An 11,106-nucleotide genomic window follows, 5' to 3' on the forward strand; every position below is an offset into this window, starting at 1 on the left:
CCTCGGGCGCGCTCCTGTCGCCGTCCTGAGGCGCCAGGGGCGTCCGAGGCGTCGGAGGTCAGACGGAGCGCGTCAGTGTGCTTGCGGCGGACTCAGAGCGCGTGCGGGGTCGCCGGAGCGGCCGCCAGCGCGGGCAGCAGGGCGTCCAAGTGGTCCGCGGTGTCCTCCCAGCCGTCCACGGCGACGCAGGGCACGCCGAGGGCCTTGACGGGGTAGTCGTTGCCGCCCTCGTCGAGGCGGTCGCCGTAGAAGAGCATCTCCTCGAAGGGGATGCCCGTGCGCTCGGCGAGCTCGGTCATGCCGTAGGCCTTGTCGATGCCGGCGCGCGTGATGTCGATCGAGGTGGATCCGCCGGAGCGGACCTCCAGATCGGGCACACGCGGTGCGACCGCGTCACGGAGAGCGGCGCGGCGGGATCCGTCGGGGTCCCAGGCCTTCTTCGCATCGTGGGGCGCCTTCTGGCCGAGGGCGGAGAACGTGATCTGCGAGCCGCGGTCCTCGAGGATCGGCCCCCAGGTCTCGCTCTCCCAGAGTCCGAGGCGGCGTGCCTCCTCTTCGAGGGCGCTGAGGGCGGCGGTCTTCTGCCGATCGCTGAGGTCGCGGGCGTAGACGAGGGAGAAGCCGGATCCGTCGTGGCGGAGGTAGCGCGTGCCGCAGGTCGGCAGCAGGTGGATGCGCTGGAGGAGCTCCGCATCGGCGTCGCCGAGCCGGGCGATGACCTGCGTGCGGAACTGCTCTTCATTGCCGCCGGAGATGATGGCGACCTCGACGCGGCGGGCGAGGGCGAGGAGGAGCTCGGCGATGCGGGGATCGATCGCGGCCTTGGAGGGGGCGAGGGTGTCGTCGAGGTCGAAGGCGACCAGGCGGGGCGTCGTCATAGCGATTCCAGCGTAGAGGATCGGGGTGTGAAGGGTCCTGGAGACGTATCGGCAGTACCGCGGCAACGAGAAAGGGACCGACCTAGTGGTCGGTCCCTTTCTCGTGCTGGTCGGGGTGCATCCCCAGCCGCTCCTCCACACGTCGCATTCGCGACGCGCGGAGCCTCTGCGCTGGGGGCCCCGCCCGACATCACGAAACAACGCCAGAGGGACCGACCCTGCGGGCCGGTCCCTCTGGCGTTGGTCGGGGTGACAGGATTTGAACCTGCGGCCTCTTCGTCCCGAACGAAGCGCGCTACCAAGCTGCGCCACACCCCGTGGCAACCGTTCAAGTCTATACGGAGACGAGCCGAGGGGCGAATCGAGGCGGAACCCGCGCGTGGCGCGGAGGCGGCGAGACCGTCAGGTCCGGGGCAGCAGCGTCAGCAGGGTCGCTTCGGGGCGGCACGCGAAGCGGACCGGCGCGTAGATCGAGTGGCCGCAGCCGGCGCTCACGTTCAGTGGCACGGTGCGGCCGGCGTGAGACCAGGTGCTGAGGCCCTTCGCCTGCTTCAGGGGGATGTCGCAGTTGGCGACGATCGCGCCGAAGCCCGGGATGCACACCTGGCCGCCGTGCGTGTGGCCGCCCAGGATCGCGTCCGCGCCCAGATCGGTGAACGAGTTCAGCACGCGCTGGTACGGCGCGTGCGTGACCCCCAGGATCGGCACATCGGCGGGGCGTGCGCCCAGAGCGTCGATCGCGGCGGGAAGCGCGTCGAGCTCATCCCAGTCGCGGTGCGCATCGTCGACGCCGAACAGATCCACCCGGGATCCGGCGATCTGGAGTGTGGCGGCAGTGTTGTCCAGGTCGACCCAGCCGAGGTCGTCGGTGAAGAAGCTGTCCAGCGCCTCGGTGTCGAGCTTCGGGGCCGTGATGGAGCGCGCCGAAGGGCCCATGAAATAGCGGAACGGGTTGCGGGGTGATGGCCCGAACTTGTCGTTGGATCCGTGCACGAAGACGCCCGGCGTTCCGGCGAACGGAGCGAACGCCGCACGGACGCCCTCGAGGCCGTCCTCATGGCCGAGGTTGTCGCCCGTGTTCACGACGAGGTCGGGGCGCAGCTCCGCCAGGGAGGCGAGCCAGCGCTGCTTGCGATGCTGCCAGGGTGCCATGTGCGCGTCGGAGACGTGCAGGATCCGCAGGGGACGGGATCCCGCGGGCAGCGACCGCGCCGTGGCATGCCGCAACGTGAAGAGGTAGCGCTCGATGCCGATGCCCCAGGTGGCGGCCGCGACACCGGCGGCCCCCACCGCACCGAGTGCGATGAGGGCCGAACGGGTGGTGCGTGAGGACGTCATCCCTGGCAGTTCTTCTTCACGTAGTTGAGTGTGACGGAGGAGCCCTTGGCGGCGGCCGCTCCGGCCGCCGGGGACGTCGCCGACACCGTGCCGGTGTCATCGCCGTTGCCGGGGGTACAGGTGCCCTTGGCTGCTTGGAAGCCCGCCGCCTTGAGCGCATTGGCGGCGTCGCCCATGGTCATCCCGACCACGTTCGGCACCGAAGCGCCCTGCCCATTGCTCGGCGAGATCGTGACGGTGCTGCCCGTGATGACCTGGCCTGCACCCGGATCCTGCTGGGCGATCTGGTCGGTCGGCAAGTTGCTCTGCACGGCAGGCCCCACGGACACTGCGAAGCCGGAGTTCTCCAGCGTCTGGGTCGCCTGGTCGACCGTCATGCCGACCACGCTGGGCAGGTTGGTGTACGACTGCTTGAGCAGGCTCTGCGACGGGTCGGGGAAGGCGCCGCCGGGGAAGAACTGATCTGCAGCGCCCGTGATCTGGCGGCTGAGCCCGTAGCGGATGTCGGGGACGTTGACGTCGTGCGAGTAGAAGTCGTAGATGTCCGCGTCGCCGTTGGCCTGACCGACCCACACGGCGGTGGTCGCCGCGGTGGACGAATCCACCAGCATCGTCTGCGCGCTCTCGTGCGTACCCGTCTTGCCGATGAGCGGGGTTCCGTCATCGGGGTTCGCGCGCGATCCGGTGCCGCCCGAGTTCATGACGCCCTGCAGCGCGTACGCCGCAGTAGCCGCGATCTCGGGCTTGATGACCTCGGTGCAGGCCGGCGGCGGAAGCGGGATGTCGGTGCCGTCGGGGCCGGTGATCTTGTCGATCGCATACGGCGCGCAGCGGGTGCCGTTGTTGGCGACCGCCGCGTAGGCGGATGCCATGTCGAGCGCCGCGATGTTCTTCGATCCGAGCACATCGAAAGGCACGTTCTGATCCGTTACGCTGCCGCCGTCGCCGAGGTGCACGCCCATGCGCTGCGCGACCTGGTTGATCTCGCAGAGATCCAGCTTGGAAGCCATCGAGAGGAAGCCCGAGTTCAGCGAGTCGCGGGTGAACTGCATCGGCGTTCCGGTGTAGCCGCTCTGGTTGTTGAAGTTCTTGATCGGCGTGTCCGTCGTCATCGTGGAGTTGCCGCACTTCATGGTGTAGTTCTTCACCGGAGCCGCCAGGGTCTCACGGACCGAATGGCCCTTCTCCAGCCAGTCGATGAGCGTGAAGATCTTGTACGTCGAACCCACGGAGAAGCCGATGCCTCCACCGTGCGCGGTGTCGGCGCCGTAGACGATGGACGTCAGGCCGCTCGTGGCGGTATCGGTCTGCTCCTCGGTGAAGCCGGTGTTCTGCGCGAGGGCGAGAATTCGGCCCGTCTTCGGGTCGATGGTGACCGCAGCGGCTCCGAAGTCCATGCCGGGGATGGTCGGGGTGGTGTGGTCGGCCATCGCCTGCAGAGCCGCGCCCTGCATCGGGGCGGAGAGCGTGGTGTAGATGTTCAGGCCACCGCGCAAGAGCTTGTCGGCGCGATCCTTTGTCGGGCCGAGCACCGAATCGAGCGAGGCGTCGTTCTCGAGCGTCGCCTTGACGTACTGGCAGAAGAACGCGTTGCCGCCCGCGTCGCCGCAGCCCGAGGTCGGGGTCTTGATCGCCGGGGTGATCGGCTGCACCTTGTCGGCCTCGAACTGCTCCTTGGTGATCTTGCCGAGCACCTCCATGCGGCTGAGCACGTAGTTCCGACGCACGAGGGTGTCGGCGTAGCCGTCCGCCTGGGAGTTCTTGCAGTTGTTGCCGTCCTTGTCGCAGTCGTACGTGCCACCAGGCAGATCGATGCGGAAGGCGTTGGGGTTCTGCACCATGCCGACCAGGGTCGCGGCCTGCACCGCATTGAGCTGCGAGGCGGAGACACTGAAGTAGCGCTGCGCAGCGGCCTCGATGCCGTAGACCGTACCGCCGAAGTTCACCAGGTTCAGATACCCGATGAGGATGTCGTTCTTGGAGTACTGCTTCTCGATCGCCGTGGCGTAGCGGATCTCCTGCAGCTTGCGCGCGATGCCGGAACTTCCCACCGTCGCGGCCGCATCGTCCCAGCACTTGTTGAGCTTGGCGTCGCGATCCTTGTCCTTGAGTGGGACGCCCTGCTCGCACTCCTGCAGCAGCACGTTCTTGACGTACTGCTGGCTGATCGAGGATCCGCCGTTCGTGGTGGAGCCGGTCACATTGCCGACCACCGCCTTGAGCGTGCCGGTGATGTCGATACCGCCGTGCGTGTAGAAGTTCTTGTCCTCGCTGGCCAGCAGGGCGTCGATCAGTACAGGTGCGACCTGGTCGTACTTGACCGGGACGCGGTTCTGGTCGTAGAAGCGCGCCATGACCTGATCGTTGCCGGCAGCGTCCTTGGAGTAGATCGTGGTCGGCTGCATCGGCCGGTCGACCTTCAGATTCGAGGGCAGACCCTCGAACAGGTCGATCGACTGAGCGGCGGCAGCACCGGTGACGGCGAACACCGGAGTGACGGTGGCCGTGACGAGCACACCGGCGACGACGCTGAGACCGACAAGGCCGGCCAGGCCGCTGAGCACACCGGTGAGCGTGCGTTTGGTCTGAGGCATACGCTTGATCGTAGGGGAGTTCCCTGAACGCAAACTTTGACGCGCCAGAGCGCGTCCGTCCCTCCAGGAGAGCCATGACCACGTGGGAATACCTCACCACACCGCTGCTGATCCACAACACCGCCGCCATCCTGAACAACTGGGGAAAGCAGGGCTGGGAGCTGGTGCAGGTGGTGACGGGGCCCGAGGGCGGGCTCGTCGCGTACCTCAAGCGTCCGGTCGGCGGCGAAGCGGCCGCCAACACCGGTCTTTCCGCGGCGGCAGAGGCCGCGCGTCAGTTCGAAGGAGAATCCGCATGACCATCAGCGCCCGTCTCGCCGAGCTCGGCATCGAGCTCCCGTCCGTCGCCGCTCCGGTGGCCGCCTACGTGCCTGCCCGTGTGCACGCGGGTCTCGTGTACACCTCCGGCCAGCTGCCGTTCGTGGCAGGTTCCCTGCCCGCGACCGGCAAGGTGGGCGCGGAGATCCCCGCGGAGGACGCCAAGGGCCTCGCCCGCCTGTGCGCGCTCAACGCGATCGCCGCGGCGGCCGATGCGGCCGGTGGCGTTGACCGTCTCGGCGGCGTGCTGCGGGTCGGCGGTTTCGTCGCCTCCGACCCGTCGTTCTCCGGCCAGCCCGGCGTGATCAACGGGGCGAGCGAGGTGCTCGGAGAGATCTTCGGCGACGCCGGCAAGCACGCCCGCGCGGCGGTCGGTGTGGCCGTGCTTCCGCTGGACAGCCCGGTCGAGGTCGACGTGGTCTTCACCCTCGCCTGAGTTCTCACGACAGAAGGGGCGCTCTCCTCGGGGAGCGCCCCTTCTGTCGTCCGGGGATTCGGACCTCGACGGGTTCGGAGACCTACTTCACCTGCGCCGAGATCGTCGACATCACCATCGTGTCCGCGAGCGTCGTGGTGTCGCCGACCTCACGGCCTTCGGCGACATCGCGCAGCAGGCGGCGCATGATCTTGCCGGAGCGGGTCTTGGGCAGCTCGGCGACGATGTAGACGTCGCGCGGGCGGGCGATCGGGCCGATCTGCTCGCCGACCCAGCCGCGCAGCAGCTGTGCGAGGCCCTCGGGCGCGTGCGCCTTGAGGTAGCTCTCCTTGATGATCACGAAGGCGACGACCGCCTGGCCCGTGGTCTCGTCGGAAGCGCCGACCACGGCGGCCTCGGCGGTGGCCTCGTGCGCGACGAGCGCCGATTCGATCTCGGCGGTGGAGAGGCGGTGGCCGGAGACGTTCATCACGTCATCGACCCGGCCGAGCAGCCACAGGTCTCCGTCCTCGTCGAAGCGCGCGCCGTCGCCGGCGAAGTAATAGCCCTGCTTCTCGAACTTGTCCCAGTACGTCTCCTTGAACCGCTCCGGGTCGCCCCAGATGCCGCGGAGCATGCTCGGCCACGGCTCGGTGATCGCCAGGAGTCCGCCGCCGCCCGCGCCCTGAGGCCTGCCGTCGTCGTCGACCACGTCGATCGACACACCCGGGAGCGCCACCTGCGCCGAGCCCGGCTTGGTCGCGGTGACGCCGGGGAGCGGGGAGACCATGATCGCTCCGGTCTCCGTCTGCCACCAGGTGTCCACGATCGGCGTGCGGCTGCCGCCGATCACGTCGCGGTACCAGATCCAGGCTTCGGGGTTGATCGGCTCGCCGACCGAGCCGAGCAGGCGCAGGGAGGCCAGATCGTACTGGTTCGGGATCTCGCGGCCGAGCTTCATGAACGAGCGGATCGCGGTGGGGGCGGTGTAGAGCGTGGTCACGCCGTACTTCTGGATGATGTCCCACCAGCGTCCCTGCTGCGGAGTCTCGGGCGTGCCCTCGTACATGACCTGGGTGGCGCCGTTCGCGAGCGGTCCGTACGTCACGTACGAGTGTCCGGTGACCCAGCCGATGTCGGCGGTGCACCAGTAGACGTCCGTCTCAGGCTTCAGGTCGAAGACGACACGGTGCGTGTAGGACGCCTGGGTGAGGTACCCGCCGGAGGTGTGCAGAATGCCCTTGGGCTTTCCGGTGGTGCCGGAGGTGTAGAGGATGAACAGCGGGTTCTCGGCGGGGAACGCCTGCGCCTCATGCGCGTTCGATGCCGCACCGACGACGTCGCCGTACCAGAGGTCGCGCTCGTCGTTCCAGTCGATCTCGTTCTCGCAGCGCTTGACCACGATCACGTGCTCGACCGTGTTCTGCTCGCCCTCGCCACGATCGGCGAGCGCCTGGTCGACCGTGGGCTTGAGCGCGGATGCCTTGCCCTTGCGGTAGCCGCCGTCGGCGGTGATGACGAGCTTCGCGCCGGCGTCGTCGATCCGCGAGCGCAGGCTGTCGGCGCTGAACCCGCCGAACACGACCGAGTGGATCGCGCCGATGCGCGCGACCGCGAGCATCGAGGCCACTGCTTCGGGGATCATCGGCAGGTAGATGGCGACGCGGTCGCCGTGGCCGACGCCGAGGCCCTCGAGCACGTTCGCGAGGCGCTTGACCTCGTCGGTGAGCTCGGCGTATGTGATGCGCCGCTCGTCGCCGGGCTCGCCTTCCCAGAGCAGGGCGACGCGGTCGCCGTTGCCGGCTTCCACGTGGCGGTCGAGGCAGTTGTAGGCCACGTTGATCTCGCCGTCGGCGAACCACTTCGCGAACGGCGGGGTCGACCAGTCCAGCACTTCGGTGAACGGCGTGTGCCAGTCCAGCTCCCGGGCCTGCTTCGCCCAGAACGCCTCGCGATCGGTGGCCGCCTCGGTGTAGATCTCCGGCTGAGCGACGGCCGCCGCGGCGAATTCGGGGGAGGGCGGGAACACCCGGGTCTCGTCGAAGACGTGATCGATCTGGCTGCTCATGGTGAGAGGGCGCTCCTTTGCGGCGGGGGGATCGCGGCGTGAGCCGGGACATCGGCGAATCTAGCTGTGCCCATCGTCTCTCACTACCGACGGAAGTCGGTAGTGAGATCCGTTTTGTACGGTGCCCTTTCGGACGTACACTGTCCGACGGCCGATCAATCGAATCCGGCTTTCCTGCGGCTCCGACGGTCCCCCTCCGTCGGCCGCAGACGGGCGGCATCCCATTCCCCCCGTGGGGTGCCGCCCACTCCTCTTCCTCCGTCGCGTCTGGTCGCGTCCACGCCGGATCCGTCCTTCGGAGTGGCAATTCTCCTGTGGGATCGCCGCCCGGACTCGCTGCCCACAGCCGCACGCTTCCGCAGCGGGTACTCGTTCCGCACAGGCTCGCGGCGCAGCGGGTTGTGCACGGATTGCGCGGACCGCGTCCCGAGCCGCAACGCGGGTGCCTAGCGTCGGGACATGGCCTCGCCCTTCGTGATCGTCCCGCGTGGATCCGCAGCCGCCGCCGAGCGGCCGGCGTTGGATCCGGCCTTCGGCGACCTCGCCGTGCATGCCGCCGATCCGCGGGTGACCGATCTGTTCCTGAACGGCGCCGCCGGGCTGTTCCGCGATCGCGGCGCCGGCGCCGAGGCGGTGCCGGCATGGACGGCTTCCGAGCGCGAGGTGCGGGAGCTCGCCGTGCGCCTGGTGGCCCTCGGGGGGCAGGCATCTCGACGACCAGGCCCCCTGCGTGGATGTGCGGCTCGCGTCGGGTGTGCGCGTGCATGCCGTGCTCGCCCCGGTCTCGACCGGCGGCACGGCCGTCTCGGTGCGGATCCCCCGGGTGCACGCGGCGGATCTGGACGACCTCGGCCGGCTCGGGGCCATCGACCTGGCGCAGCGGGCCTGGCTCGAGCAGATGGTGCACGGTCGGAAGAACGTCCTGATCACGGGCGGCACCGGCACCGGCAAGACCACGATGCTGGCTGCTCTGCTCGCGCACGTCCCGCCGCACGAGCGGATCGTGACCATCGAGGACGTCGCAGAACTGCGTCCCAGGCACCCGCACCATGTCTCGCTCGAGGCGCGGCAGTCGAACCTGGAAGGCGTCGGCGCGATCAGCGTCGCGCGGCTCGTGCGCGAGTCGCTGCGGATGCGGCCCGACCGGCTGATCGTGGGGGAGTGCCGGGGTGAGGAGATCCGCGAGCTGCTGACCGCCCTGAACACGGGCCACGACGGCGGCGCGGGCACGCTGCACGCGAGCGGACTCGCCGACGTGCCGGCACGGCTGGAGGCGCTCGGCGCACTGGCGGGGATGGATCCGCCGGCGCTCGCGCGCCAGGCCGTGAGTGCGTTCGCGTACGTGCTGCATCTCGTGCGCGACCCGGGCGGTCTGCGCCGGCTCACCCAGGTGGGCGTGCTGCGACGGGATGGAGAGCATCTCGGCATCGAGGAGGTCCGGCCATGGTGAAGGGCGGGCGGGGGCGTCTCGGTCCCCGAAGCTGCCGCGTGCAGCGTGTGCGTCGGCGCGGAGCGGAGCCCTCCGAGGCCGAGGTCGCCGAGGTCGTGCGGACGCTCGCGGTCCTGCTGCAGGCCGGCGCCGCCCCGCTGACGGCCTGGCGGCACCTGGCGGAGAGCGGTTCGTCCGAGGCCGTCGAGGTGCTCGCCGACGTGGAGCAGGGGCGTGCTCTGGCCGACGCCATCCGCACCAGGGACGGGACTTGGCGCATGGTCGGCGCGGCGTGGGGGATCGCCTCGACCGTCGGCGCGCCCCTGGGCGAGGTGCTGCGAGCGATCGCGGCGGCGCTCGAGGGCGCTGGTGAGATCAGAGCCGAGATCTCGGTCGCGCTCGCCGAACCCGCTGGTACCGCCCGTCTCATGCTGTGGTTGCCGCTCGTGGGGCTGCTGCTCGGAACCGCGCTCGGATTCGACACGGTGACGATGCTGCTCACGCAGCCCGCGGGGTGGATCTGCCTGGCCACGGGGCTCGGGCTGCTGCTGGTCGCCCGGGCGTGGACGAGGTCGCTCGTGCGCCGTGCTGCGCCCGCAGCCGGCATCCCTGGATTCCGCGCGGAACTGCTCGTCGTCGCACTCACCGGCGGAACCGCGATTCCCCGTGCCCGTGCCCTCGTCGAGCAGGAGACCGGCGCGGGCGATGATCCCGCGGCAGCGGAGGAGACGATCGAGCGCGTGCTGCGCCTCTCCGTCGCCGCTGGAGTGCCCGCCGTCGAGCTCCTTCGGGCGGAGGCAGATCGCGCGCGCCGCGACGCCCGCACCGCCGGCCGCATCGGGGCTGCACGGCTGAGCTCGCGCCTGCTCCTCCCGCTCGGGGCATGCACGCTGCCTGCGTTCATGCTGCTCGGCGTCGCACCCCTGATCCTCAGCGTGCTGTCCACGACCCCGCTGCCGTTCGCCTGAGTCCGATGGCGCTCGATCGGGCGCCGTCATTCCGGAAGAAGAAGAAAGAAGGAACATCATGAACGATCAGATCCCTCCTGCCGCGCCCGCGGCGCGGTTGTCGGCACCGCAGAAGGCCGTTGCCCCGATGACGCCGGTCGCGCGAGCGCTGCCGCCGCTCACGCGAGGGCGCGCAGCTCTGCTGTTCGGCGACGACACCGGCGCCGCGACGGCGGAGTACGCCATCGCGACGATGGCCGCGGTGGCCTTCGCGGGCCTGCTCGTCGTCATCATGCGCTCGGATGAGGTGCGCGGGATCCTGACGGACCTCGTGCGCCGGGCGCTGACGGTGGCATGAGCCGGCCGAGGCGCCCGGCGCCGCCGATCCGCGCCGGCGGCGACCGGGTGATCCCGGCACGCGCCGACAGGGAGCGCGGCTCCGCGACGGCGGAGCTCGCAGTGGCACTGCCGATCGTCGTGCTGACGCTGCTTCTCGGCGTCGGGGGGCTCGGGGCGGGCATGCGCATGGTGGTGCTGCAGGATGCGGTGGCCGACGCGGCACGCATCCTCGGGCGCGGCGACGATGCGGGCGATGCAGGAGCCGCGGTGGCGCGCGCGGATCCGGTCGCGGGGATTGCGGTGGCCAGGTCCGAGTCGCTCGTCTGCGTGACGGCGTCGGCCGAGACCCGCCTCCTCGGCGGCATCGTCGTGCCGATCCGGGCGACCGGCTGCGCGCTGGACGGAGGCCGGTGATGGCGGGTTCCGTCCTCGCGGTCGGCGGGATCGCCGTGTTCGCGGCCTTCGGGCTCGGCGCGGTCATGGTCGGTGGAGCCGGAGCGACGTCGCAGCGCTTGGCGGCCGGGGCCGATGCCGCAGCGCTCGCGGGCGCCGACGCTCTCTCCGGTGCGATCCCCGTCTCAGAGGAGCCGTGCGCCCTTGCAGCCAGGGTCGCCGAGGCGAACGCCGTGGCCTTGCAGGACTGCCGCATCGACGGCGCCGTGGTCATCGTGCATGTCTCGGCGGCGTACGCTGGATTCCCGGCTGTCGCCGGATCCCGTGCAGGACCACCCGAACTTCCTGCCGGCGACGGATGACCGCGCTGAGTCCCCGGCTCCGGTG

Annotated in this window: 11 protein-coding genes and 1 tRNA gene; 7 read left to right on the forward strand and 5 right to left on the reverse strand. The window is 70.0% G+C overall.

Annotated elements, in window-relative coordinates:
- Positions 1-92 precede the first annotated feature (92 nt).
- From RS86_RS16805 to RS86_RS16820, 4 genes are all read right to left on the reverse strand, one after another.
- Positions 93-878, reverse strand: a complete 786-nt coding sequence (locus RS86_RS16805; protein ID WP_045273417.1) for an HAD-IIB family hydrolase — start codon at positions 876-878, stop codon at positions 93-95.
- Between the two features lie 241 nt (positions 879-1,119).
- Positions 1,120-1,196 (reverse strand) — tRNA-Pro (locus RS86_RS16810).
- Between the two features lie 84 nt (positions 1,197-1,280).
- A complete protein-coding gene (locus RS86_RS16815) occupies positions 1,281-2,216 on the reverse strand; it encodes a metallophosphoesterase (RefSeq protein ID WP_045273418.1) in 936 nt (311 codons plus the stop codon).
- Entirely contained in the window at positions 2,213-4,810 is a 2,598-nt protein-coding gene (locus RS86_RS16820; RefSeq protein WP_045273419.1) for a transglycosylase domain-containing protein, read from the reverse strand. The genes RS86_RS16815 and RS86_RS16820 overlap by 4 nt, the downstream gene beginning before the upstream one ends.
- A 74-nt stretch (positions 4,811-4,884) precedes the next feature.
- Between RS86_RS16820 and RS86_RS16825 the strand changes: the two genes are divergently transcribed.
- Both RS86_RS16825 and RS86_RS16830 read left to right on the forward strand, forming a co-directional pair.
- Entirely contained in the window at positions 4,885-5,109 is a 225-nt protein-coding gene (locus RS86_RS16825; protein ID WP_045273420.1) for a hypothetical protein, read from the forward strand.
- Positions 5,106-5,564 (forward strand): RidA family protein, encoded by a 459-nt coding sequence (locus tag RS86_RS16830; RefSeq protein WP_045273421.1) that lies wholly within the window; start codon positions 5,106-5,108, stop codon positions 5,562-5,564. Before RS86_RS16825 ends, RS86_RS16830 begins: the two co-directional genes overlap by 4 nt.
- 82 nt (positions 5,565-5,646) lie before the next feature.
- Here the strand turns inward: RS86_RS16830 and acs are convergent, their stop codons facing one another.
- Positions 5,647-7,611, reverse strand: coding sequence for an acetate--CoA ligase (acs, locus tag RS86_RS16835; protein ID WP_045273422.1), 1,965 nt, complete (start codon positions 7,609-7,611; stop codon positions 5,647-5,649).
- 730 nt (positions 7,612-8,341) lie between these two features.
- On the opposite strand from acs, the gene RS86_RS16840 reads away from it, so the two are divergent.
- From RS86_RS16840 to RS86_RS16860, 5 genes are all read left to right on the forward strand, one after another.
- Complete coding sequence (locus tag RS86_RS16840; protein ID WP_419177710.1) at positions 8,342-9,061, forward strand: CpaF family protein; 720 nt, start codon at positions 8,342-8,344, stop codon at positions 9,059-9,061.
- A 38-nt stretch (positions 9,062-9,099) separates the two neighbouring features.
- Positions 9,100-10,008 carry a type II secretion system F family protein gene (locus RS86_RS16845; RefSeq protein WP_045273626.1) on the forward strand — a complete coding sequence of 303 codons (909 nt, stop codon included), beginning with the start codon at positions 9,100-9,102 and terminating at the stop codon, positions 10,006-10,008.
- Between the two features lie 127 nt (positions 10,009-10,135).
- Positions 10,136-10,345: a DUF4244 domain-containing protein gene (locus RS86_RS16850; protein WP_045273627.1), complete on the forward strand. Its 210-nt coding sequence runs from the start codon at positions 10,136-10,138 to the stop codon at positions 10,343-10,345.
- Complete coding sequence (locus RS86_RS16855) at positions 10,342-10,740, forward strand: TadE family type IV pilus minor pilin (RefSeq protein WP_235281811.1); 399 nt, start codon at positions 10,342-10,344, stop codon at positions 10,738-10,740. The genes RS86_RS16850 and RS86_RS16855 overlap by 4 nt, the downstream gene beginning before the upstream one ends.
- Complete coding sequence (locus RS86_RS16860; protein WP_045273423.1) at positions 10,740-11,081, forward strand: Rv3654c family TadE-like protein; 342 nt, start codon at positions 10,740-10,742, stop codon at positions 11,079-11,081. Before RS86_RS16855 ends, RS86_RS16860 begins: the two co-directional genes overlap by 1 nt.
- Positions 11,082-11,106: the final 25 nt, after the last annotated feature.

Origin of the sequence: Microbacterium azadirachtae, assembly GCF_000956505.1 — a bacterium.
GTDB lineage: Bacteria > Actinomycetota > Actinomycetes > Actinomycetales > Microbacteriaceae > Microbacterium > Microbacterium azadirachtae_A.

Bases quoted from the DNA above. Each gene is read 5' to 3' on its own strand.
- RS86_RS16825 (WP_045273420.1), top strand. From the start codon at position 4,885: ATGACCACGTGGGAATACCTCACCACACCGCTGCTGATCCACAACACC.
- RS86_RS16815 (WP_045273418.1), bottom strand. From the start codon at position 2,216: ATGACGTCCTCACGCACCACCCGTTCGGCCCTCATCGCACTCGGTGCG.
- RS86_RS16805 (WP_045273417.1), bottom strand. From the start codon at position 878: ATGACGACGCCCCGCCTGGTCGCCTTCGACCTCGACGACACCCTCGCC.
- RS86_RS16830 (WP_045273421.1), top strand. From the start codon at position 5,106: ATGACCATCAGCGCCCGTCTCGCCGAGCTCGGCATCGAGCTCCCGTCC.
- RS86_RS16850 (WP_045273627.1), top strand. From the start codon at position 10,136: ATGACGCCGGTCGCGCGAGCGCTGCCGCCGCTCACGCGAGGGCGCGCA.
- RS86_RS16820 (WP_045273419.1), bottom strand. From the start codon at position 4,810: ATGCCTCAGACCAAACGCACGCTCACCGGTGTGCTCAGCGGCCTGGCC.
- RS86_RS16855 (WP_235281811.1), top strand. From the start codon at position 10,342: ATGAGCCGGCCGAGGCGCCCGGCGCCGCCGATCCGCGCCGGCGGCGAC.
- acs (WP_045273422.1), bottom strand. From the start codon at position 7,611: ATGAGCAGCCAGATCGATCACGTCTTCGACGAGACCCGGGTGTTCCCG.
- RS86_RS16860 (WP_045273423.1), top strand. From the start codon at position 10,740: ATGGCGGGTTCCGTCCTCGCGGTCGGCGGGATCGCCGTGTTCGCGGCC.